Below are 23,166 nucleotides of genomic sequence, written 5' to 3'. Positions count from 1 at the left end.
GCCATCATATTGCAATCCTTATGAGAGCCTTCTTTCTACAATAAAGCTTTTATCACTTTCATCAACAAGCTTTAAAACTCATATCCAACCCCTTAACAGAGTGTGTCAGCGCTCCCACAGAGATAAAATCCACACCACACTCGGCATAGTCACGCAACGTATCAAATGTGATGCCGCCGGAAGATTCCGTTTCATAACGGCCTGCCACTATCTCTACAGCCTTCTTCGTCATTTCGGGTGTGAAATTATCGAACATGATACGGTCTACGCCTCCCAAATCAAGTACTTGTTGCAGTTCATCGAAGTTACGTACTTCTATCTCAATCTTCAGATTCTTGCCTTTCTCCTTGCAATATTCCTTGGCACGAGTAATAGCTTTGTCGATGCCTCCGACAAAATCCACATGGTTGTCCTTCAACAGAATCATATCAAACAAGCCGATGCGATGATTTACACCACCACCGATCTTTACTGCCATCTTTTCAAGGATACGCATTCCCGGGGTAGTCTTACGAGTATCAAGCACACGGGTATGAGTTCCTTTCAGCTTCTCGGCATATTTATGGGTCATGGTAGCGATACCACTCATGCGCTGCATGATGTTCAGCATCAAGCGCTCCGTCTGCAACAACGACTGTATTTTTCCTTCCACAATCATGGCCACATCCCCCGGCTTCACCTCGGCACCATCATTGATGAATATCTCCACCTTCATGGTAGGGTCAAAACGACGGAACACTTCTTGGGCTATCCCGATACCGGCAAGGATACCGGCTTCCTTAATCAAAAGTTTCGATTTTCCCATTGCAGTGGCAGGAATACATGAAAGAGTTGTATGGTCTCCATCACCTATATCCTCAGCAAAAGACAAGTCTATCAGCCTGTCAATCAAATCTTCTTCCTTATTCATTTGCGTTATCTATCCTTATTTGATGTATTACATAGCTATTCTGCTCTTTTCTAAAGAAACAATGTACCCGAAAGTTTCCATCGGCTGTCGCCAATGTACCAATGATAAATCCCGAGTCTTCGCGCTTCCCGTAATGATTCACTGTGAAGCCACAAACTTTATGATCGGAAAAGAAAGCGGCCATTGTTTCCTTCGCTCCCTGCTTGTCCACACAATTCTGTTTATTCAGAATGTTCAAATCGACTTTATCGCCCAGATACTTGTTAAGTTCCTGAGCACTCCCTTCCTTGAAAGCTCCAATCACTTTCTCCGGAACATCTTGTGCCATAAGCGAAGACATCCAAATGAAGAGACCGGTCAACAAAAAGATTACCCATTTTTTCATTTTCACAAGTATTTAGAGGCCGTTTATATTTCTCCTGTATTCTCTTTTTTGAGCCTTCTTTATTGCCGGCAAAAACTTCAAAAGGAAAAATAAAACAAACCTTATGATAGGCAAAGGTAGGAATTTGTCTCAAAATACAATAAAAAAGCACTAAATTTGTGCACTAATTAAAAAACAGAACCGATATGAAAACGACTCTGCTCGTCGTAGGGCGAACCGTAGAACAATATTTTATAACAGCCATCAACGACTATATACTGCGCATCAAGCGTTATCTTTCATTCGAAATAGAAGTGCTTCCCGAACTGAAAAACACCAAAAAACTATCTTTTGAAATACAAAAAGAGAAAGAAGGAGAATTGATCCTGAAGGCTCTCCAGCCAGGTGATGTAATCGTATTGCTGGACGAAGGAGGAAAAGAGATGCGCTCCATAGAGTTTGCAGACTATATGGAGCACAAGATGAATACCGTAAACAAACGGCTGGTCTTTGTCATCGGGGGGCCTTATGGCTTCTCTCCAAAAGTATATGAAACAGCGCATGAAAAGATGTCTTTGTCACGCATGACTTTTTCACATCAAATGGTTCGCCTCATCTTTGTAGAACAACTTTATCGGGCAATGACCATACTGAACGGAGGACCGTATCATCACGAATAATACCGTGCTTGCCTCATACATCCGTACATAGATTTAGACTTCGGTTGACTTATTTTACAAGACTAATCACTTGTTGCAACAAGTCAGGCATGCAAAAGGTGGCATTCTTAATCTCAGCAATCCTATTTTGTCCTTCTATTGTCAAAAAGAAACGCATCTGCCGCTTGTCTTCCTTACCTACAAGACGAGTTATCAGTTTTTTCTTCTCAAGGACACGAAGCACTTTCGAAGTATTGGAAGCCGATAAACCCAATGCCTCCGCTATCTCTCCCGAAGTAAGCTTAGGAACCTCCAACAAAGTACACAGCAACATACCTTCATTTAAAGATAAATCGTATTTCTGCATAAATTCCACCTCAAACTCGCCAATGGCTCTATAAACATCGCGAATTTTACATAATATTTCATCGTTCATTGTAGCTCTTCTTAAATAAACAGATTCACATTGGCCTTATCCGCACGCTCCATATAAGTGGCTACCCCACCTACGGTGACTTCTTCCAGCAATTCTTCACGCTGAATCCCCATCATATCCATAGACATCTGACAAGCAATGAACTCTACCCCTTGCATCAGCGCCTGACTACGCAAAGCCTCCAAAGAATCCACTCCCTTGCGTTTCATCAGGAATCGCATCATACGGCTTCCCATACCAAACATGTTCATTTGAGACAGCTTCAGTTTCAAGGAGCTGGACGGAAGCATCATGCCGAACATCTTGCCAAAGAAATCTTTTTGCACGTGAGGTTTCCGCATTTTCTTCAAGACATTCAACCCCCAAAACGTGAAGAAGATAGAAACTTTTTGCCCCGTTGTCGCCGCTCCGTTTGCCAAAACAAAAGTAGCCAGCGCCTTATCCAAATCATCGCTAAACAGAATCAGCGTCTTTCCTCTGCCCCCACCTGCATATCCGCCGGAAGAACATGCACAAGCGGAATCGCCTTTCTCGATAACCACCGTATAACGTCCTTTCTCCTCACGGTTCTCGATTAACTTGTTGCCCGTAGTCTCACACCAGGCCGAAGCATCGCGGGCAAAGCCGGCATCGGTCGCCACAATCTCCACACGCTCGCCAATTTCAATGCTGTCTATCGCTTTCTTTACTTGTATGATGGGACCGGGACATTGCAGACCACAGGCATTGACTTTCAGAACTTTCTTCTCTGTATCCGAAACGGAAGAAGCCTCTGCCGAAACCACATCGAACGACGAAGAAACAGTAGCCGATGACAAAGCCGTAGGTGCAGGAAGCGGAGCTACCGCCGTGGAAAAGGTCTTATAACCGCCTATCAGGTTACGCACGTTCCGATAGCCACGCCCCATCAGAATGCGTTGTGCCAAGTAGCCGCGCAATCCCACAGCGCAGAAAAGCACAACGGGCTTGTCTGCCGGAATCTCGGCAAGACGCTCGCGCATTTCATCCAAAGGAATATTGAGGGCGCCCGGAATAGTGCCGAAAGAGAATTCTTCGGCAGTACGTGTATCGACCAGCACTACCTGTTCTTTCTTTTCAAGCAGTTCGCGCCAAGAGATGGCCGGCATGGCGCCGCCTACAATGTTGGACGCCACATATCCGGCAATGGCAATGGGGTCTTTGGCCGAAGAGAAAGGAGGAGCATAGGCATGTTCCGTCTCCATGAGGTCGTATACCGTACCGTCCCGTTTGATGAGACCGGCAATTTGGTCAATGCGCTTGTCCACCCCTTCATAGCCCACACATTGCGCACCATAAAGTTTTCCGGTACGGGGATGAAAAGTCAGTTTCAACGTTATAGGCAACGCATTCGGATAATAACCGGCATGAGAGGAAGAATGCGTCACCGAGCTTTGATACTCCATTCCCCATTGTTTCAAACGTTTGGCGGCAAGTCCGGTAGAAGCGACGGTCATATCGAACACTTTGGCAATAGAGGTGCCGATTGCTCCTTCGTATGAAACAGTATTGCCCAACGCCATATTATCCGCCACGATACGCCCCTGACGATTGGCCGGATTGGCAAGATAATTGAGCCATGGCTTTCCTGTCAGAGGATGCGGATATTCGATGGCATCGCCCACCGCATAAATATCTTTCTCCGAAGTCTCCAGATGTTCATCTACCCAGATACCTCCGGTTTCGCCCAATTTCAATCCGGCTTGTTGTGCCAATGCCGTGGCAGGGCGCACTCCGATGGAAAGAAGTACCATATCGGCCGCAATCGTTTTCCCACTTTTCAGATATACGATAATGCCCTGCTCCGTACGTTGAAAATGCGTAACTCCCTCTTCGAGATACAGAGAAACGCCTTTCTGTATCAAATGTTGGTGGATATACGCCGCCATAGAAAAATCGATGGGAGCCATCACCTGATTGCCCATCTCCACCACAGAGACCGCTATACCTGCATGATGCAGATTCTCCGCCATCTCCAAACCGATAAAACCGGCACCTACAACAACCGCACGCTTCACTTGCTTACCTGTGACATACGCCTTGATCTGGTCTGTATCCTCCACATTGCGCAGTGTGAAGATGCCTTCAGAATCAATGCCCTCCAAAGGAGGCTTCACCGGATTCGCTCCCGGAGACAAAAGCAGTTTGTCATACGCTTCTTCATATTCTTTTCCGTCGGCATTGCGTATCGTAAGGGTTTTGGCCTTTGCATTGATTGCAAGCACTTCATTCTTTACGCGCACGTCGATGCGAAAACGTTTCCCGAATGCTTCGGGTGTCTGTACCAATAACTTATCACGTTCAGCAATAACACCACCTATATAATAAGGTAAACCGCAATTGGCATACGAGATGTGAGGTCCTTTCTCCAATAAGAGGATATCAGCCGTTTCGTCCACTCTTCTCAATCGGGCGGCAGCTGTGGCTCCACCCGCTACACCGCCAACAATTACATATTTCATACTCTTCTCTTTTCACTTTTAAAGTTTGACTGTGCAAAGGAAAGAATAATTCCTCTTATTAAATAATTTCCAATAGAAAATAATGTTAACAGGCTTGTTATTAATAAAAAAGACTACACGAAGAAGAGGCGTTATTCATAAGAAGAAGCATTGCTCTTTTTATCCGGCAACCCACTTTCGGTACATCTTCAGCAACCGAAAACCGGGAGAGACCAATAAAAGCAACCGAAAAAGAAATAGCAGTAGTCGGAGCAATTTCAGGCAGAAATCGGATACACAACCGTCAGCCCAAATATCAGGAGAATGCAGGATGATACAAGCGAGAGCTTGCACTTGTACAAGTGAAGGCCAACGCTTGTACAAGTATAAGGTTACGCTTGTACAAGTGTAGGCTCTCACTTGTACAAGCGTAAATCATTCATTATCAGCAGGGAATTTCTTTATAAAAGAACAAAGATTAGACTACCCTCACTCGGAAAAGAATCGGCAGGCCATGCTACCAACCAAGAAGGGAGAGTCCGGCTGCTTCGTACCACGCAGTGGAGCGATAGGCTATATTGGCAGCCCTCACTTCATAAGCGGTAGACTCGGAAGGAATGTAGTGCGTCACTCCATTAGCGCGGGGTTGCATTGGGAACATTCCTTCAATAGAATCGAACTTTCGTCCAACGAACATAGAGAAGTTCTTTTCGGTTGTATTCCAATAACCGAGGGCAGATGCAAAAGCCTGCTTCCACGCCTGATAGCCGGCATCATCTGTCAGATATTCCATCATTTCCACCATATCGAAATAACCGACATAACTACTTATGGAAGTACGTTTATCGTAATCAAACACTTTGGAACGAAGCTCCGAAACACCCATACCGCTCTGCAAAACCTGCTTTGTAGCCGCCGCCAGTTTCTCCAACTCTGCCGTTTTTAAAACAGTAATGGAAGTCCCCCCCGTCCAATTATCGTTTGATATACCGATACCACCTGTATAAATCTCATTATAGGCCTTAAAATACTCCTCAGCCATGCCGACAGCAGCATTCGATTTAAACATCAATGGCACAATCCTGTCATAAGGAGCACCCGGCCCCGGATTTTCTGTTGGCGACCCCATATAATAATCAGTATATTTGCGTACCTCGTAAGCCACCTCAACAGACATCATAAAACAAGCGTCGAACATGATAAACTCCAGGTGTGGAGCCAATTGCAGCACTTCCACCAAACCGGAGATATTCATTCTGTCATCACCATTCCCCCTATCCTGCCCTATCCAACGGGTTCTGGGAATTTCCAAAGGATATGGAATCCATCCGTCGCAATGCGACCAGTACACCAGCCCGTAGCTATCAGCCGGATATTCTTGGAAAGCACGGCTCAACACTTCTTTCATAACCTGTGTTTCCGTAGACACCTGTTCATCATATTCTTTAAGTATCTCCTTTGTCACTTTCCCACTGCCGTCTTTGTGTATGCGAAACAAGACGGGCTTATCGTTATTATCCAAATAAACCAACAAGTTATGAAGCGAGGAATCGACAGATTTCATTCCTGCCATCATTTCCTCCACATCCTTAGTCGCAAAATCTTGGTTATTGTAATTTTCATCCAAACCATTCTTATCTGCCACGATATAGACCAGCACCGTACGGCTTCCCTCGGCCGGAGGAGCAGGACACTCCTTCTTTTCACATCCGGTCAACAAGATGGAAAAGAATATTCCCATTAAAAGATGAAAATCAAATTTCATAATCATTCGTTTGAGTTTTAAACACAAGGATTATTCCTGAGGCTTCTTGAACTTAAAAGCAGAAGGCTCTATCCCTTGAAGCAGCAACCCTGTACTCTTTTTATACTTCCCTTTCACTTTGGCAGCTTCTTTTTCCAGCTTCTTTTTGTTCTCGGAAAAATAAATCATACAGGTGTAGTCAGGCTTTTTAAAATCAGCTTCCAAATAATTCTTCAACTGATATGTGTATAACTCCCTCTTGGGCAAGAAACCATTCTTGTCTAATTCCACACTATCCAACAACTGGATTTCCGTATAATACACAATTGAATCATTGAAAGAGGCAGCCACTCCAAAGGCATATACCGCCTTCTCTTTATTCTTCATTGTAAAAGCCGGGCACAATGCAAAAACCAAAGCCACGGCACAAAGTATGCGAACGTATTTCATGAATTAATTAAAAGTTTAGTAATAAACCGGAAAGCTATTGACAAAAATCAACAAGCAATCGCGGCAAAGATAAGAAAAAAACCGCATGCTCCGAAAAGCACACGGTTTTTAATTCTTTCTATAAGTCGGAAATCAATATTTCTTATTTATCCCAAATAAGATTTGAGCAATTTGCTACGATTACTTTGTCTTAATCTTCTGATTGCTTTTTCTTTAATCTGGCGTACACGCTCACGGGTCAAGCCGAATTTGTCGCCGATTTCTTCTAATGTCATTTCCTGTTGTCCGATACCGAAAAACATCTGTATGATTTCTTTTTCGCGTTCGGTTAACGTAGAAAGAGCTCTATCAATTTCCCTCGCAAGAGACTCGTTCACCAAAGAGCGGTCGGCCATAGGAGAATCATCGTTGACCAACACATCGAGCAAACTGTTGTCTTCTCCTTCTACGAAAGGTGCGTCCACCGATATGTGGCGTCCTGACACCTTCAACGTATCAGAGATTTTGTCAACAGGGATTTCCAGTTCTTCGGCAAGCTCTTCGGGAGACGGACGGCGCTCGTTTTCCTGTTCAAATTTAGAAAAGGCCTTACTGATTTTATTCAGCGAACCTACCTGATTCAACGGAAGACGCACAATGCGCGACTGCTCTGCCAAAGCTTGTAGAATAGACTGGCGTATCCACCACACTGCATAACTGATGAACTTAAATCCACGTGTTTCATCGAACTTTTCGGCAGCCTTGATCAGTCCTAAATTACCCTCATTAATCAAGTCGGGCAAACTCAAACCCTGGTTCTGGTACTGCTTGGCTACAGATACAACGAAACGCAGATTGGCACGTGTCAGTTTCTCCAATGCAACACGGTCACCCTTGCGGATGCGCTGAGCGAGTTCCACTTCCTCTTCAACAGTAATGAGGTCTTCGCGACCGATTTCCTGCAAATACTTGTCAAGAGAAGCACTCTCTCTGTTAGTGATACTTTTGGTAATCTTAAGTTGTCTCATTATCTAAAACGGATTTGGGTTGCAAAGTTATGATAAAATCTTTTGTTACAAGAATTTCATCTCCACTTTTTCACCAAATTTATATCTCAACCATTATAACCAAAAAGATGCCGACAAATATCTTGCCGACACCTTCTTTGGGATTTTATTCGCTAATATTAGAGCCTCTTTAGACGTTTCTCGCTCTAACTTTGTCTCTGTATCCTGACAATCTTTACCTTATATTTTTTTATTCTTGTGTCAAATCTACGGCATACATGGCGCGCTTTCCTGATGGGAACATACCGGTGATGAACAACCCTTGTTCGGGTGACTTCCTTGCTTCCTTCATCGCCTTTTCCAAATCGTCCACCGTCTTTACCGACTGACCGTTTGCCTTGAGGATGATAAAACCTTTGCGAATGCCTGCATCGGCCATCTTGCCATTAGTAACGCCCGTTACTTCCAAGCCGTAAGCCAAATTCAGCTGTTTCTTCAAGGCATCGGATATCGGTTTAAAGGCTGCGCCCAGAATTTCCATTCCCGCGTCTTTAACTACTTTCGTAGTGCCTTGTTCATTTTTCAATGTCACAGGAATGGTCTTCTCTTTCTTATTGCGCATCACTTTCACCTGCACCTTGTCGCCCGGGCGATGCTTAGCCAGCAATTCCTGCAGGTCGGCAAATTTATGAATAGCCTTGCCCTCCATACCGACAATCACATCATCTACTTTCATCTCAGAATCGGAAGCAGAACTTCCTTCCACAATCTCACGTACCCAAAGGCCATCTACCACTCCAAACTTCTCACGCGCTTCTTTCTTCACGTCGCTGAATTTCTTGCCAGTCTCGTCGGCCACCTGCGTATCGCCGGGTTCCTCCGTAAGACTTGTGATGCTGACACCCAGCTTCACACGTTGAACCGTACCAAACTGCTTTAGGTCGGCCACCACTTTCTTCATAATGCTGGTAGGAATGGCAAAACCATAACCGGTATTCGAACCCGTCGGCGAAAACAAGGCCGCATTGATGCCAACAAGTTCACCACGCGCATTTACCAATGCACCGCCACTGTTACCCTGATTGATGGCAGCATCCGTCTGGATGTAGGACTCTATGCTTTGTTTACCCGTCACCTGTCCCATGCCCAACGAGCGCGCTTTCGCGCTGACAATACCGGCCGTTACCGTAGAAGTCAGATTGAAAGGATTGCCTACGGCAAGTACCCACTCTCCCACTTTCAACGCATCCGAATCGCCTACGGGCACAGTAGGAAATTCATCTCCTTCAATTTTAATCAAAGCCAAATCCGTTTCTTCATCTGTGCCGATAATGCGTCCCTTGAACTGGCGGTTATCGTTCAGCGTCACGCTGATTTCATCCGCACCGGCTATCACATGGTTATTTGTTACTATATAGCCGTCTTTAGAGATGATAACTCCCGAACCGAAACCGGTACGTTCCGGAGTCTGCACCTGACGTTTCTGCGTCCCGCCCCGATTGCCAAAGAAATCGCCGAAGAAGTCAGAGAAAGGATCGCGTACCTCCACTTCCCGAACTTTGGAAGACTGGGTAGAACGGATATGAACCACACCATGAATGGAAGTTTCTGCGGCTTGAGTCAAATCGACCGGTTGCAAAGCGGCTGCGCTATAAGAAGCTAACCGAACATCGGGATTCTGCTCAAACATTTCGTCGAACGAACCTGAGGCAACCGACGCCTCGCTCTTCAACATTCTATAAGTAGTAATGCCGGCCACTCCTGAACTAAGGAGCACAATAGCCGCAACTCCAAGGATGTTTTTTGTTGTCTGTTTCATACTAATTTCTATTCTTTAAACTGTTAATATTCAAGTTTCGTTTAACATTGTGACGTTAAAATAACGACAAAAAATGTTCTCTTATTCCCCTTGTCACTCTTTTTTGTTCTCTTTTAACAGAGGGTATTTAGAGGTTAACAGCGATTAACGGCGAAGACTGACAAATTAGCATTTATGCACGATTGCCGTCTGTCAAAAGACTGACAGATAGTGCAAAGAACAGCACATTTTATCTCAATAATTCAGATAATCGATATCCATGTGATAATTCCACTGAGGGAAGTAGAGATTACCGCCCTCCCATTCCACTTCACCACGTTGAAAATCAACGGTCTCACTGCGGGGATACTTCTTTGCGGGTATCAAAGGCATACCATAATCCGTATTCACAATCATACGCCAAGAGTCAATGCCGCCCAGAAAGAAATACTCCTCCTCCACATTGCGGGCAAAAACAGGAATGCCGAACGACTGGTCTACCGGAACCCAACCTACACCCTCAAAATAGACTTCCGCCCAATCGTGTAGATTCCAAGCATGCGGATGCATCATAAAACCGCTTTGGAAATGCGCAGGGATGCCACTGATGCGACAAAGCGTGATGAACAGCAAGCTGACCTGCCCGCAATCACCATGACGATGTTCCAATACATATTCCGGGATATTTTCAATCGTAGAATATTCTCGTGCCGATGCCCACGGAAAATGGTCGTTCACCCAACGGAAGATACGCTTTGCTTTCAGATAAGGATTGGTTTCTCCGGCTGTCAATCTGGCAGCAAGTTCGCGCATACGAGGCAAAAAGAGGATATGCTTCTCGCGTTCGGCCGTATATTCCTTATAGAGGGCAGTGCTCGTATCATAAGGCAACACATCTTCCGGTTTCAGATTGTGCCACTCACCGTACGCAGTAAATTCAAATGTCTCGGAAAAGACGGTAGGCTCGCCTTCGACGGCACGTTGCTCCATATACAGCGTACTATGACGACAATCTTGCGGAGACAGAATATACTCCGGCTCACTGGCAGAAATAAGCCTGACATCTTGCTGGCGCACCTGATCCGTGCGAGGATAAGGCAACCAGCAACGGACAATTTTTCCGGCAGGTACGGCATTGGTATCAACCGTCAGCGTATAGGTGACACGCATGCGTTTGGGCACAACAACCGTTTTCGCCTCTTTCTTCACGACAGAGATGATTTCGGGCAGATTCTCTTGATTCACTTTTTCGCTGCCACTCGCCATTTTTCCTTCTTTGCTCGCTTTGATGTTGCCACAAACAGAATCTATTCGAAAAAGATTAGGCCCAGCATTACGAAAATACCGTTTCTCTCCATCCAGCATCATGCACTCCAAAGCATTGGAAGTTTCCCATCGGCGCATTTGCTCGTCGGTCACATCGGGAATATATTTGCGGATATAGTCTTTCACTTGAGCTTCTGTCATACAGAAATCCACAAGCAGACGTTGATGCAAGTCCTCTTCCCAATTATAAATCTTACTCTGCTGCTTTGTATTGCAAGCAGACATCAGCAAGAACAGAAATATAACATATAGCAACTTCTTCATAATCATTAGTTATAGTTTCATCACCCCGATACCCGGCAAATGGGGCAATGTAATTTTACCTTTCACCACTTCCATTCCCTTGAAGCGGTCATTAGCTATCAGCAGGTTGCCATCCAAATCGGCAAAATCTACTGCCGGAGAAATTTGGGCGGCGGCTGAGACGGCGCACGACGTTTCCGTCATACACCCCACCATAACCTTCATGTCCAATGCACGTGCTAAAGTCAGCATCTTCCAGGCCTCGCGCATTCCGGTACATTTCATCAGTTTGATATTGATGCCTGTAAAGACACCTTTCAAGCGGACTACATCCTTTAAACGCTGTACTGATTCATCGGCAAACACCGGCAAGGGGCTTTGCCCGGTCACCCAAGCAATGTCATCCAACTGCTCCTTGGGCATCGGTTGCTCTATCATCACAATGCCTTTTTCCTTCAGCCAATGTATCATGTCGAGGGCATATGCTTTGTCTTTCCAGCCTTGGTTGGCATCGATGGCAATCGGAAGATTTGTGACCGAACGAATGGTTTCAATCATTTCTTTATCATTCTCTCTCCCCAACTTCACTTTAAGAATATTAAATTGCTCGGCACACTCTTTGGTTTTTGCACGCACCACATCTGCCGTATCTATTCCTATGGTAAAGGTAGTAGAAGGAGCTTTTTCCTTGTCTAATCCCCAAATTTTATACCAAGGGGCTTGCAACAGCTTACCTACAAGGTCGTGCAAAGCAATGTCCACTGCCGCCTTGGCGGCAGAGTCACCGGGCGATAGCGTATCGATACAGGTCAATATATCTTCCAGCCGGAAAGGGTCTGTAAACTGTCCGATGACATCCTGTACTTTCTTCAAAAAAGCCATCACACTATCCATTGTGCCCAACTCATGTTGCAGGTAAGGAGGCATAGAGGCCTCGCCATACCCCACAATACCATCATATTCTATCTCCACTTGAATGTCAGGGGTGGTGGTACGCGAATAAGTGGCCACAGTGAAGACGTGCCGCAGCCGCAGTTCATAAGGAAAGAAACGCAGTTTCATTTTAGGAGTGGTACCCACTTTGCTGTTCACATTGAACAACGAAAGCGACTCACTGCCTCCGGCAAACACATTATTGACAGCCAAACCCGAACCAAGTGCGGCAAAGGCGGCGGTTTTTAGGAAATCTCTTCTGGTTGACATAATTAGGAAAAGCCTCTCCCCCGACCCCTCCCCATAGGGAGGGGAGGTTTGAAGTTACTTTTAGTAGTTTATATGCAAAGTTATCTTAGCTTCAATTTATAGTTACACACTAATCAGTAAGAGTATCTACTCCCCCTCTCTATGGGAGAGGAGGTAAGGGAGGAGACTGATAATACCCATTCCTCTCCGTCGTATTTAGCGACTTCTCCTTATTTATATAAGGCAATATACGCGAGGCAAACAACAAGCGTCCCAGATTATACTCATCAAAATATTCGTCTGCGGGATTGAAACTGCTGATACGCACATCTCCTTGCGAATGAATGAAGCGCCGGTTGCCGATGTACATTCCGACGTGCACTACCCTCTCTTTACGTTCAGGCGTTGCTTTGCGTCCGAAGAATATCAAGTCGCCCGGCTGCAAGTTGCCGAAATCGGAAGCAATGTCGATATGCTCGCCGACGTATGCCTGTTGAGAAGCATCGCGCGGAATAATGATGTCGTGCATAAACAGAATGGTACGGACAAAGCCGCTGCAATCCACTCCTTTCGATGACGTTCCGGCCCAAAGATAAGGTATTCCCATCATGGAGCTGGCCGTGGCGATGATGCTTGCCGCATCTTGCTTGAGAGAAACGCGCCATTTCTTCTCAGGCATAGCGAGCGATTTGGAGATGTACCCCTCTCGACCATCCGGATAAGCGACCTTATAAAAAGCTCCTTTGGCGCCTACCCACTTCAAACGGTTTCCGGCGACAACGTCAGAAATGGTCTGCGAAGCCGCGTCGGGTTCTGAATAGACGAAACCGTAATGCGAGGTCACCACAATCTTCTCCGCCGCGTTCCATGCAGCCAGTTCATCTTTTGTAACGGGATAAACGCCTACACGATGCACCCATGCGATGTAGTCATCCGGTGTCTGAACGCGATACCAACCTTCACGTTGCAGTATCCTGACCGGCATGCCCATCAATCCCTGTGTCATCATCTCCGAAGAGAAATCGGCATCAACACGAAGATTGCACACCGATACATTGACAATGCCATAGGTTTTGCCCTTAAGTTCCTGCTCATCCGGAAGCACCCGCAAGCAATCCATCACTTTGTATCCTCTTTTTGCCAAACCTGCCAGCAGTGCCGCCTTTGCTTCAGCCGAAGTGGTGACGCCACGCAACATCACGTTTTTCCCCGAAAAAGAATAATCCACATCGAACAAAGCCACACGCTTGTCCGGTGCAAATTTCCGTTTCAAGCTGTCAGATAATTGTGCCACTTCAGCAGGAATAGTACGATCTCCCATTTCCGAAGCGACAGCAAAAAGCGGGATTAATAGAGAAATAAAAAGGATAAAGGAAAACTTCTTCATCAGCCACTGTTTTTTGAGTATTACTAACGATAGCAAAGTTACAAATTAATTCCGAAAGAAATACATCTTTTCAGTATTTTTAATAATAAAAACTACCGATGGCATCTGCATCCAAATCCATCCCATGTCTTCTCACATGTAAAGAAATCTGGTTTCTCGATTTTGTTTTACTAAAATCCGGTTCTGTTTTTTACTAAAAACCGGACGGATTTTTACTAAAAATTCCTCGAAAACCCAGTAAAAATTGCTTCGATTTTTAGTAAATTTCTACAAGACAGGTTTACAAGGCCATAGAAATCGTTTCTTGTTATTTTTTCTTTCTTCATCTAATAGGCTGTAAGAATAAATCATAAAAAGAAGTCTAAAACAGACTCTACGCAGATTCTAAAATCCGCTTATTTGCGATTAATCGCTAAATTGTTGTATCTTTGTCGGCTATAAAGCAGTTGGTCGGTCTGCCGCCTGCACCATGTGCGTGCACGAGGAAAGTCCGGGCAACACAGAGCATCCCACTTCCTAACAGAAAGCTGTCCGCGAGGGTAGAGTAACGCAGAAGAAAATAACCGCCGCAGTCTTTGGCTGCGGCAAGGGTGAGAAGGTGAGGTAAGAGCTTACCGGCCTTGTGGCGACACAAGGGCTGTGCGTCTTGGGAGTTGTAAGGTCATGTATACCGGCGTTATGAGGGTTGCTCGCCCCATGTCGGAGGGTAGACCGCTAAAGCCGTATGGCGACATGCGGCTCAGATAAATGGCAGGCACTTCTAAATGGCGAGAAACAAAGGGTCAGGGATGAATAATCCTGACACAGGACTTTCTCTTCGGCAGAAGAACAGAACCCGGCTTACAGACCTACTGCTTTTTTCTTTCTAAAAAAATGCCAAGTTATGAATAAGCGCATTGCCATACTCTTGAAGTTCCTGACCTACGACATTTGGCGTATTACGGAAAATGAGGTCACACGGACAACATTCTCCCTGTATAATATCATCAAGACAATCTACCTCTGCGTCAACCGATTCACCAACGACCGGATAGCAAACAAAGCCTCGGCCTTGACATACAGTACACTGCTTGCCATCGTGCCGATTCTTGCCATCCTCTTTGCCATTGCACGCGGATTCGGATTCGATAACCTCATGGAAAGCCAGATAGTCAGCGGTTTCGGCGGTCAGACGGAGACAACGGAAATCATATTGCAGTTTGTTGACTCCTATCTGTCGCAGACCAAAAACGGAGTATTCATCGGAGTAGGTCTGGTGATGTTACTGTGGACCGTTCTCAACCTTATCAACAACATGGAGATAACCTTCAACCGCATCTGGCAGGTGAAAAAAGCCCGCAGCATGTATCGCAAAATCACCGATTACTTCTCCATGCTGCTTTTGATGCCTATCCTGATCGTTCTTTCCGGCGGTCTCTCCATCTTCATGAGTACGATGGTGAAAAACATCGAAGACTTTACATTACTCGCACCTGTCGCTAAGTTCATGATACGGCTCATCCCCTTTGTCCTGACATGGTTTATGTTTACGGCGCTATACATCTTCATGCCCAATACAAAGGTTAAGTTGAAGCATGCCCTCCTATCCGGCATACTGGCAGGTACGGCACATCAGGCCTTCCAGTTTCTCTATATCAGCAGCCAGCTGTGGGTGTCACGCTACAATGCCATTTACGGTAGTTTTGCCGCACTCCCGATGTTTTTACTATGGCTTCAAATCTCTTGGACCATCTGTCTCTTCGGTGCCGAGCTGACCTATGCCGGACAGAATATCAGAAACTTCAGTTTCGACAAGGACACACGCAACATCAGCCGACGCTACCGCGACTTTATCTCCATTTTGATAATGTCCCTCATTGCCAGACGCTTTGAACAAAACGAAGCACCCTATACTGCCGACGAAATATCCGAGAAATGCCAAATCCCCATCCGGCTGACCTATAAAACCCTCTACGAGCTACAGGAAATCAACCTCCTGCACGAAGTGATGACAGACGAGAAAAGCGAAGACATTGCCTATCAGCCCTCTATAGACATAAATCAACTCACTGTAGCTCTTCTGCTCGACAAGCTGGATACTCACGGCTCGGAAGACTTCAAGATTGATAAAGACAATGAGTTCAACAAACAATGGAAGGTTTTATTGACTGCACGCGAAGAATATTATAACAAGTCCGGAAACCTCTTACTGAAAGATCTCTAATCCCTCCCAAAGAGGAGAATAGAACTACCGTCGCGAAACGCATAAATCAAGGAGAAGGAGCTTGGAAGATTTAGAATACGTATCCACGTCGGGCGAACAAAACAAAAGGATGAATATTTTCAACTCATCCTTTTTTCTTAACTTGTACACCCTCAGGGATTCGAACCCTGGACCCACTGATTAAGAGTCAGTTGCTCTACCAACTGAGCTAAGAGTGCATTCTTCCCGAATGTAGTGGGTACGAGAATCGAACTCGTATGTCATGCGTGAGAGGCATGTATCCTAACCGTTAGATGAACCCACCTTTTTGCGCGGAAGCTGGGGGATTCGAACCCCCGGTACGGTTACCCGTACGTCAGTTTAGCAAACTGGTGGTTTCAGCCACTCACCCAAACTTCCTTTTCGTAAACAGCATTCTTGCGAAATGCGGTGCAAATGTAGAGTAAACTTTTGGAGTTTGCAAATCTTTCCTACATATTTTTTCTTTGTTTTCTCTCGGCAAGAGGTAACATGTTAAATCTCAAAATCATAAAACAGCAGAAAATGACACATGTCAATTTTTCCTATTCTTGGTTTCCTTATCTTTGCACGATTTTTTCAGAGACATACGTACACCGATAATGATACAACAGGAAAATTTAAAGAAAAGACTTGCCAAACTGGCAGCTCCCATTTTTATAGAGACACTTCTCATCATGATGCTTGGTGCCGTAGACACCTTTATGCTGAGCCGCTACTCGGACAACAGCGTGGCGGCAGTGGGGGTTGTCAACCAAATCATTATGCTTACTTTTCTGGTTTTCGAGGTTATCAATCTCGGGACCTCCGTACTATGTTCCCAATACCTCGGTGCGAAACTACACAAAAATGTGGTACAAGTGGTCGGCGTCTCCATCCTGATGAACTTTGTGGTCGGCATCACCGTCAGCCTGATTTTATACTTCTGTGCTCGTCCCATTCTTCAACTGATGGGACTTACTTCTACATTGATGGAGGATGGAATGGACTATATGCGCATCGTAGGCGCTTTTGCTTTCTTTCAAGCACTATCCCTCACTCTCTCCGCCTCACTGCGCAGTGCCAACAAAGCCGTTTATCCGATGATGGTAACCGTGATTGTCAATATCCTCAACATTGTAGGCAACTATTCCCTTATCTTCGGATGCTTCGGCTTTCCTGAATTGGGTGTAGAGGGAGCAGCCATCTCTACAGCCTTCAGCCGAGGAGTCTCCATGATCATCTTGTTTGTCATTCTGTTTCGCAAGCACATCCCTCGTTTCCCCATGGCCTACTTCCGTCCCTTCCCGTGGACTGAACTGAAAAACCTGCTAAAGGTGGGACTTCCCTCTGCCGGCGAACAACTTTCATATAGTTCGTCGCAAGTGGTCATTACTTATTTTATCAACATATTAGGGGTGGAAGCATTGGCTACCCGCACCTATTGTGTCAATATCATCATGTTTGCCTATCTGTTCAGCATCTCCATGGCACAAGGAGGAGCCATCTGCATCGGACACCTTATAGGCGAGAGAAAGCCTCGCGCCGCTTTTCTCATGGGGAAATATGTCATGAAGAAATCCGTTATGATTACGGTTCTCTTATCCGGCATCCTTGCCCTTTTCGGACATTCCATCTTCGGTTGGCTCACCTCCAATCCCGAAATCATTCGCATGGGAGCAATCATCCTCTTTATAGACATCGTTCTTGAAATAGGGCGCCCCATCAATATCTTTGCCACAAATGCCCTCCGTGCGGCAGGCGACGTCAATTACCCCTTCTATGTGGGGTTAGTGATGCAATGGAGTGTTGCTGTCGGCGTAGGCTATTTCTTCGGCATCTTCCTCGGCTGGGGCATCTATGGCATGTGGATAGCCTTTCTGCTCGATGAGAACATTCGCGGGTTTATCTTTGTACGCCGCTGGTATAGTATGAAGTGGCTTAGCAAAAACTTCGTATAATAACTGTTTTTTCAATCTTTAGCGCCTGTTTAAAACCAAAAGTTCTATCTTTGTGCCCGAACGAACAAATTCAGGGTTTATGGATGCATTATTGAAAGAAACGGTAAATAATACTATCAGCTCCCAATACCCGGGCATGACTCTTGAAGGCCGGAAATTAATAGAAGAAATTCTTATCCGCAAAGAGGTTGAAAAAGGAGAAATTCTTCTCAGACAAGGCCAAATCAGCCACAACATTGTCATTGTAGGGAAAGGGATGTTACGCCAATTCTATTACAAGAACGGAAAAGATCTCACCGAGCACTTTTCTTACGAAGGCTGTATCATTATTTGCATAGAGAGCACCTTGAAACAAGAGCCTACCCACCTTATGATTGAAGCCTTGGAACCGAGTATCGTGTACTTGCTTCCATACAACAAACTATCAATGCTCACCGAGATGTCGTGGGAGGTAAATATGTTCTATCGAAAGATTTTGGAGAACTCACTGATTACTTCGCAAGTAAAAGCCGACTCATGGCGGTTTGAAACAGCACGCGAGCGCTATAACCGGCTCGTGGCCAATCAGCCTGAGGTTGTTAAGCGGGCGCCCCTGTCACATATAGCGTCTTACCTGCTAATGACCCCTGAAACGTTGAGCCGGGTTCGTTCGGGTGCATTATAAACGCCGGAAAGCAGTCTTCTTGCCTTCATCGTCTTTTTCATCCTTTTCAATATAACAATAGCGAGTGAACCCCATTCAGAGACCACTCGCTATCCATTCTTTCAAATAAAACTATTTTATTTCTCCAACACCTGCAGAAAAGTTCAGATAAGCCTTCTTACCGGCAGTAACAGAAACTCTTGTCTGGTCAGGCCCACTACCTCGGTACTCAATCTTACCATTGAAGATGATAAACTCTGTTTGCCACCAGTCAAAACCACCGATACTAACACACATGCGGAGCTCCGCGTCTTTAGCGAATGCGGGCGAAACAAACACTCCGTCAATCGTAGTAGGTATTTCAAACTTATGACTATCCGCTACATTCCACTCACCGGCCGTTTCACCGATAAGGTAAACATTGGGCTTATACACATTGATGGCCCTGCTTTCGCCATTGAGCACATGAATCAAATACCATCCTGCGTTGGTCACCTTTACATTACCGCCCTGATCTGACAATCCGGCACCGGCCTTGTCATTCATAGGAGCCGAAGCGCCAAAGTCTGTTCCGTTCCATTCGGCGGCGGCGGAAAACTTAAACTCATCACCGGCATCGCAATAAATAATGGTCCAATAGTTGCCCTCATGGCTATGCACGGGCGTCAATTGATGCCATTTTTTCCAACCGTCAAAGGCGCTGCCCGTCATATAAAGCTCGGTTGGTGCAGGTTTTATCTCATAAGTATAGTCCAACATATTAATGCTCATGGTGTACTTGCCGGCTTTTGCAATCTTTCCCGCACCTGCACCTTCATTTACAAGTTGTCCGCTCAAGGCGTCATCTCCATCCGTTTTTACACCTACTACACCCGGATTGGCAAAAAAATTACCGCCATCAATATTCTTCTGCGGAATAATCTTCCAATACTGATTATCCGCTGTAGTAGTAAAAGAAATGGTAAACACCGGGTCATCATAAACGTTCACGTCACTATGAGAAAACTTCATCTTCAACGCTTCAGTCCATCCGACCATATCACCGACAAGATAATAGGCTTCCGAGATATCCGGTTTCACAAGCGTCACTTTCGTTTCTACCTTATCAGAGTTCACATGGAAAGCCTGTCCGTTCAGGTCAATGACAGCGGAAACAACCAAAGCCAGTTTCCGCTCAATCGGATTCTTCCCATAATAACCTTCCACCGCGCTTACCAATTCGCGTACAGACACATTGCCCGAAGCATCTGCCACCAAAGTTGTCTTTCCTTGCGCAACCCCATTCTCATCTACTTTGCTTAAGATTGCCTCGCAAGCCGTGACCTTCGCCCCTTCGGGAGCATTGACGGAGGAAGTGAACAGTTGAACGGTTTCAGCGGTAACCGCTTCCATATTGACAGCGGCCGTAGGAGTAACCGCCAAACTAATGTTCTTGGGCTCTTCGGCATCATATCCCTGAGGAGCCGCCCAATCGTCGTAATCCCCCTTACAACTGCCGAAGCAGACAGTTGTAAGCATCATGCCATATAGTAATGATTTTTTCATATCAATCAAGTTTTAATCGTTCTACATTATTTTTTATAGAAATGATAATAACCGGTAATATCATTAAAGATGATTCGGTAGTTTCCGGCTGCCACAGGAATATTGGCACCGCCGCCAACACCCCAGCCAAACGGGAACTTATCGCCACCCCAATTAGGATTCCAGCTGCTGTCCACAAGGAATTTCATCACAGAATTCGCATCAAGGCTCAAATCATACACCCACACGTGAGGACGAGCACCTGCATACGTATCCACCGGATTCATCTTCACGGCGCCATCGCCCCAATTGGTAAATTCTCCGGCAATCATCATCTGCGAATATTCGGCCGGATTCTTATCAAGAGCCGTAAAAGTCAACGTATTGGCATAAGTGTCGAGGTTTATTCTATAGTAACCTGCCGAAGGAACTTTAAAATCGGCACCTTCACCGCTGTCATCCTTCCTGCGGGGCTGATTGATATCATTGTCCGTCCCACCCCATTGGTCGGCCCACTCGCCCGGTACACGGACAATCTTGAATCCGAGATCGGGAGTAAAATAGCCGGTATAAGTCAGAGGTCCTTTTCCTGTCACTTCATCAAACTTGGCGCCTTCCACCGGCGACATCGGATAAACGGCAACACCGATTTCCGATCCCCAAGAACCGTCACCTACACAAGAGCCAATGAGATACCACAATTCAGGATCGGCAGCGACCAATGCCTGGAAGAATGGTTTCACCTTCAGCGTGATATGATTGGAATAAGTATTCTGTCCTGAACTCAACACCCCGTTGAGACGTACATACACATTCAACTCCTCGGGTATTTGACTTTCTTCCGTATATCCCCCCATCTTCATGAGAGCCTTGTTGAAGTCTTTGGCATTGACATTGAATTTAGCCTTTGTGCTATAACTTTCCAACTGCACGAATTTCGGCAAGCCCACTACCTCTCCTTTTTCATCCACCTCATTTTTCCACTCACCGTTCAACGAAAGCTGGGTATAATAGCTCACAGCCGCCGTATATCCGAATTCAGGCTGCTTGCAAGTAAGTTCGATGCTCGCTCCGCCACCCAAGTCATAGACATTTCCTGCCAATGCCGGAGTGTTCAACACGAAGGTATCGGGCACTACAAGCGTAGGATTGGAATCCCTATCATCCTCGCACGATGTAAGCCCCATCAGAGCTACACCGGCCAACAAAGATGTTATAATATATTTTTTCATGATTCTGTGTTTTCCTTTAAAAGTTAATAATTAGGATTCTGTTTCAGATTCGTGTTGTTCGAGATTTCATTCACCGGCAAGGGGAACACATTCATGTGCGAAGGGAATTGGTTTCCCTCGTACACACCGCCCATCCATTCCCATTTATAGGCAGACTGGCCGGCAAACTTCCCGAAGCGGATAAGATCAATGCGACGGCGTCCTTCGAGCCAGAACTCACGGCTCCACTCGTCACATACATCATCCAAAGTATAGGTGCCCTTTGCGACAGCGTTTGCACGTGCACGCAATTCATCCAACTTTGCTTTAGCCGCACTGTTGCTCGTGGCGCCATTCTTACGAATTGCAGCTTCCGCATACGTCAGGTATGCCTCGGCAATACGCATCACAGGTAGGTCGGTATTTACAAATTCGATAACGGCATTACTGCTTCCATCGGAGTTAACATTGCGGAATTTCACACTGCTATATCCCAAGTTTTCATCCGTACCTTCATCAGTAACAGATATATCCATTCCTTTGTTAAAGAACAAGGCTCTGTCATCACCGGCCGCGGCAGTCATCTCCTGCAAGGTAGCCGCATCAGCGGGTTTATTGGCAAAGAATTTATCAATCAACTGCTTACGCAAACGAATACATTTACCCCAACTGTTATTGGCACCCGAGGGAGCATAGACATCTGTTGACACCTTATTTGAGTAAGAAGCTTGAATAAGGAAGTTGGTACCTTCATAGCTCTTGGTAGCCTCTCCGTCGGTCAGCCCCACCAAAAGGTTCTCGTATTGTGCGCCATTGCGATTGTTATCTGCCAGAAACAACATCTGATAAGCGGTATACTTTTCACCGGTCACCGAATTCGTTGCGCCTGTTTTGTTCAGTTTGTAATAACCATTATTGATGACTTTTTCTGCATAAGTCATGGCATCATCCCAGCGAGATGTTCCTGTATACACTTCCGCATTCAGATAAATACGCGCCAAAAGGTTCCATGCAGCCACGCGGTCGGCCCGCCCATAAGTGTTTTTTCCCGGTTCCGCCATCAAATCCGCGCATTCTTTCAATTCTTTCTCTACATATTCAAAAAATTGTCCTCTTGTGTAGCCCGCAGCTTTTTCGGCAGATACTTTTTCGGTAAAAGCGGCATTTCCATACAAGTCCATTACAAGTGCATAATTATAGGCGCGGATGAAACGTACCTCGGCATTGCGCAACTCTTGGTCGGCCGCATTGCCATCCTGACTCAAATAGAAGTTGCAAAGCGTTATCGTAAAATAAAGACGATAGTAAAGAGCAGCCGAGAACACACAGCTTTCTCCCCAAGAATTATGGAGCAGTTCCGGAATTCCGGCATCGGTTGCCCATACCCAGTGAGCCTCATCGGCCGTAAACTCATTGAGATACCACTGCGAACGAAACATACCCGAACGTCCTTCATCCACATCATCTATATCACCGTTGCCGTTAGGACCCGACTGCCCTGTCAGGCTGAAGCTTGCATAAATTTTGTTGAAAACCGCATCATTGTCAAACTCCATCGTCTGCTGCGGATTGATCGGCGTAACATCCAGATCGCCCACACAAGAGGAGAAGTTCAATGCCAGCGCAAGCGCGGCGGCAGGTATCATTGATTTCAATATTCTTGTTTTCATGTTCTTCTATATT

18 protein-coding genes, 3 tRNA genes and 1 other RNA gene are annotated in these 23,166 nt (G+C 45.7%); 5 read left to right on the top strand and 17 right to left on the bottom strand.

All coding sequences use genetic code 11. From position 1 onward, the window contains the following. Nucleotides 1–61: 61 nt before the first annotated feature. On the bottom strand, nucleotides 62–910 hold the full coding sequence (gene nadC, locus C4H11_RS13535) for a carboxylating nicotinate-nucleotide diphosphorylase (protein WP_106042800.1): 849 nt from the start codon (nucleotides 908–910) through the stop codon (nucleotides 62–64). Further along, on the bottom strand, nucleotides 903–1,295 hold the full coding sequence (locus C4H11_RS13530) for a DUF4783 domain-containing protein (protein ID WP_106042798.1): 393 nt from the start codon (nucleotides 1,293–1,295) through the stop codon (nucleotides 903–905). Before C4H11_RS13530 ends, nadC begins: the two co-directional genes overlap by 8 nt. A 185-nt stretch (nucleotides 1,296–1,480) precedes the next feature. On the opposite strand from C4H11_RS13530, the gene rlmH reads away from it, so the two are divergent. Then, nucleotides 1,481–1,954 carry a 23S rRNA (pseudouridine(1915)-N(3))-methyltransferase RlmH gene (gene rlmH, locus C4H11_RS13525; RefSeq protein ID WP_106042796.1) on the top strand — a complete coding sequence of 158 codons (474 nt, stop codon included), beginning with the start codon at nucleotides 1,481–1,483 and terminating at the stop codon, nucleotides 1,952–1,954. A gap of 49 nt (nucleotides 1,955–2,003) precedes the next feature. Here the strand turns inward: rlmH and C4H11_RS13520 are convergent, their stop codons facing one another. The 9 genes from C4H11_RS13520 to C4H11_RS13480 all read right to left on the bottom strand — a co-directional run bounded on the left by C4H11_RS13520 (nucleotide 2,004) and on the right by C4H11_RS13480 (nucleotide 13,944). Then, nucleotides 2,004–2,369 carry a MarR family winged helix-turn-helix transcriptional regulator gene (locus C4H11_RS13520; RefSeq protein WP_106042794.1) on the bottom strand — a complete coding sequence of 122 codons (366 nt, stop codon included), beginning with the start codon at nucleotides 2,367–2,369 and terminating at the stop codon, nucleotides 2,004–2,006. Between the two features lie 11 nt (nucleotides 2,370–2,380). Beyond that, a complete protein-coding gene (locus C4H11_RS13515; RefSeq protein WP_106042792.1) occupies nucleotides 2,381–4,849 on the bottom strand; it encodes an FAD-dependent oxidoreductase in 2,469 nt (822 codons plus the stop codon). A gap of 496 nt (nucleotides 4,850–5,345) precedes the next feature. Beyond that, nucleotides 5,346–6,593, bottom strand: coding sequence for a clostripain-related cysteine peptidase (locus C4H11_RS13510; protein WP_106043464.1), 1,248 nt, complete (start codon nucleotides 6,591–6,593; stop codon nucleotides 5,346–5,348). Nucleotides 6,594–6,623: 30 nt separating this feature from the next. Continuing rightward, on the bottom strand, nucleotides 6,624–7,022 hold the full coding sequence (locus tag C4H11_RS13505) for a hypothetical protein (protein WP_106042790.1): 399 nt from the start codon (nucleotides 7,020–7,022) through the stop codon (nucleotides 6,624–6,626). Between the two features lie 146 nt (nucleotides 7,023–7,168). Further along, the gene (locus C4H11_RS13500) at nucleotides 7,169–8,029 is read right to left on the bottom strand and encodes a sigma-70 family RNA polymerase sigma factor (RefSeq protein WP_106042788.1); all 861 of its coding nucleotides are present in this window, start codon (nucleotides 8,027–8,029) and stop codon (nucleotides 7,169–7,171) included. A gap of 229 nt (nucleotides 8,030–8,258) precedes the next feature. Beyond that, the gene (locus C4H11_RS13495; RefSeq protein WP_106042786.1) at nucleotides 8,259–9,827 is read right to left on the bottom strand and encodes a trypsin-like peptidase domain-containing protein; all 1,569 of its coding nucleotides are present in this window, start codon (nucleotides 9,825–9,827) and stop codon (nucleotides 8,259–8,261) included. 234 nt (nucleotides 9,828–10,061) lie between these two features. Beyond that, a complete protein-coding gene (locus tag C4H11_RS13490; protein WP_164996551.1) occupies nucleotides 10,062–11,396 on the bottom strand; it encodes a transglutaminase-like domain-containing protein in 1,335 nt (444 codons plus the stop codon). A gap of 9 nt (nucleotides 11,397–11,405) precedes the next feature. Next, complete coding sequence (locus tag C4H11_RS13485) at nucleotides 11,406–12,578, bottom strand: dipeptide epimerase (protein ID WP_106042782.1); 1,173 nt, start codon at nucleotides 12,576–12,578, stop codon at nucleotides 11,406–11,408. Between the two features lie 139 nt (nucleotides 12,579–12,717). Next, on the bottom strand, nucleotides 12,718–13,944 hold the full coding sequence (locus tag C4H11_RS13480; RefSeq protein ID WP_106042780.1) for a C40 family peptidase: 1,227 nt from the start codon (nucleotides 13,942–13,944) through the stop codon (nucleotides 12,718–12,720). A 442-nt stretch (nucleotides 13,945–14,386) separates the two neighbouring features. Here C4H11_RS13480 and rnpB point away from each other — a divergent pair. Together rnpB and C4H11_RS13470 are read left to right on the top strand one after the other, a co-directional pair. Then, nucleotides 14,387–14,803: RNase P RNA component class A (gene rnpB, locus C4H11_RS13475), an RNA gene on the top strand. A gap of 24 nt (nucleotides 14,804–14,827) precedes the next feature. After that, the gene (locus tag C4H11_RS13470; RefSeq protein WP_106042778.1) at nucleotides 14,828–16,147 is read left to right on the top strand and encodes a YihY/virulence factor BrkB family protein; all 1,320 of its coding nucleotides are present in this window, start codon (nucleotides 14,828–14,830) and stop codon (nucleotides 16,145–16,147) included. 145 nt (nucleotides 16,148–16,292) lie between these two features. Here the strand turns inward: C4H11_RS13470 and C4H11_RS13465 are convergent. The 3 genes from C4H11_RS13465 to C4H11_RS13455 all read right to left on the bottom strand — a co-directional run bounded on the left by C4H11_RS13465 (nucleotide 16,293) and on the right by C4H11_RS13455 (nucleotide 16,546). Further along, nucleotides 16,293–16,365 (bottom strand) — tRNA-Lys (locus C4H11_RS13465). A 14-nt stretch (nucleotides 16,366–16,379) separates the two neighbouring features. Then, a tRNA-Glu gene (locus C4H11_RS13460) sits at nucleotides 16,380–16,451 on the bottom strand. 8 nt (nucleotides 16,452–16,459) lie between these two features. Next, nucleotides 16,460–16,546 (bottom strand) — tRNA-Ser (locus tag C4H11_RS13455). A gap of 221 nt (nucleotides 16,547–16,767) precedes the next feature. Here C4H11_RS13455 and C4H11_RS13450 point away from each other — a divergent pair. Then, entirely contained in the window at nucleotides 16,768–18,105 is a 1,338-nt protein-coding gene (locus tag C4H11_RS13450; protein ID WP_106042776.1) for an MATE family efflux transporter, read from the top strand. Nucleotides 18,106–18,184: 79 nt separating this feature from the next. Continuing rightward, nucleotides 18,185–18,769, top strand: coding sequence for a Crp/Fnr family transcriptional regulator (locus C4H11_RS13445; protein ID WP_106042773.1), 585 nt, complete (start codon nucleotides 18,185–18,187; stop codon nucleotides 18,767–18,769). Between the two features lie 111 nt (nucleotides 18,770–18,880). Here the strand turns inward: C4H11_RS13445 and C4H11_RS13440 are convergent, their stop codons facing one another. From C4H11_RS13440 to C4H11_RS13430, 3 genes are read right to left on the bottom strand one after another with little or no spacing between them, the layout of a single operon-like run. Continuing rightward, complete coding sequence (locus tag C4H11_RS13440) at nucleotides 18,881–20,293, bottom strand: Outer membrane protein SusF domain-containing protein (protein ID WP_106042771.1); 1,413 nt, start codon at nucleotides 20,291–20,293, stop codon at nucleotides 18,881–18,883. 26 nt (nucleotides 20,294–20,319) lie between these two features. Next, nucleotides 20,320–21,504, bottom strand: a complete 1,185-nt coding sequence (locus tag C4H11_RS13435) for a SusE domain-containing protein (protein ID WP_106042770.1) — start codon at nucleotides 21,502–21,504, stop codon at nucleotides 20,320–20,322. A 23-nt stretch (nucleotides 21,505–21,527) separates the two neighbouring features. Beyond that, nucleotides 21,528–23,153: a RagB/SusD family nutrient uptake outer membrane protein gene (locus C4H11_RS13430; RefSeq protein WP_106042769.1), complete on the bottom strand. Its 1,626-nt coding sequence runs from the start codon at nucleotides 23,151–23,153 to the stop codon at nucleotides 21,528–21,530. Between the last annotated feature and the right edge of the window lie 13 nt (nucleotides 23,154–23,166).

It is taken from the genome of Bacteroides zoogleoformans, from assembly GCF_002998435.1.
Taxonomy (GTDB): domain Bacteria; phylum Bacteroidota; class Bacteroidia; order Bacteroidales; family Bacteroidaceae; genus Bacteroides; species Bacteroides zoogleoformans.
This window is presented reverse-complemented; position numbering and strand designations above follow the sequence as displayed.

Coding starts and splice junctions, on each gene's coding strand:
- C4H11_RS13505 (WP_106042790.1), bottom strand. CDS start 7,022: ATGAAATACGTTCGCATACTTTGTGCCGTGGCTTTGGTTTTTGCATTG.
- C4H11_RS13530 (WP_106042798.1), bottom strand. CDS start 1,295: ATGAAAAAATGGGTAATCTTTTTGTTGACCGGTCTCTTCATTTGGATG.
- C4H11_RS13510 (WP_106043464.1), bottom strand. CDS start 6,593: ATGAAATTTGATTTTCATCTTTTAATGGGAATATTCTTTTCCATCTTG.
- C4H11_RS13500 (WP_106042788.1), bottom strand. CDS start 8,029: ATGAGACAACTTAAGATTACCAAAAGTATCACTAACAGAGAGAGTGCT.
- C4H11_RS13485 (WP_106042782.1), bottom strand. CDS start 12,578: ATGTCAACCAGAAGAGATTTCCTAAAAACCGCCGCCTTTGCCGCACTT.
- C4H11_RS13495 (WP_106042786.1), bottom strand. CDS start 9,827: ATGAAACAGACAACAAAAAACATCCTTGGAGTTGCGGCTATTGTGCTC.
- C4H11_RS13480 (WP_106042780.1), bottom strand. CDS start 13,944: ATGAAGAAGTTTTCCTTTATCCTTTTTATTTCTCTATTAATCCCGCTT.
- C4H11_RS13430 (WP_106042769.1), bottom strand. CDS start 23,153: ATGAAAACAAGAATATTGAAATCAATGATACCTGCCGCCGCGCTTGCG.
- nadC (WP_106042800.1), bottom strand. CDS start 910: ATGAATAAGGAAGAAGATTTGATTGACAGGCTGATAGACTTGTCTTTT.
- C4H11_RS13445 (WP_106042773.1), top strand. CDS start 18,185: ATGGATGCATTATTGAAAGAAACGGTAAATAATACTATCAGCTCCCAA.
- rlmH (WP_106042796.1), top strand. CDS start 1,481: ATGAAAACGACTCTGCTCGTCGTAGGGCGAACCGTAGAACAATATTTT.
- C4H11_RS13515 (WP_106042792.1), bottom strand. CDS start 4,849: ATGAAATATGTAATTGTTGGCGGTGTAGCGGGTGGAGCCACAGCTGCC.
- C4H11_RS13490 (WP_164996551.1), bottom strand. CDS start 11,396: ATGAAGAAGTTGCTATATGTTATATTTCTGTTCTTGCTGATGTCTGCT.
- C4H11_RS13470 (WP_106042778.1), top strand. CDS start 14,828: ATGAATAAGCGCATTGCCATACTCTTGAAGTTCCTGACCTACGACATT.
- C4H11_RS13440 (WP_106042771.1), bottom strand. CDS start 20,293: ATGAAAAAATCATTACTATATGGCATGATGCTTACAACTGTCTGCTTC.
- C4H11_RS13450 (WP_106042776.1), top strand. CDS start 16,768: ATGATACAACAGGAAAATTTAAAGAAAAGACTTGCCAAACTGGCAGCT.
- C4H11_RS13435 (WP_106042770.1), bottom strand. CDS start 21,504: ATGAAAAAATATATTATAACATCTTTGTTGGCCGGTGTAGCTCTGATG.
- C4H11_RS13520 (WP_106042794.1), bottom strand. CDS start 2,369: ATGAACGATGAAATATTATGTAAAATTCGCGATGTTTATAGAGCCATT.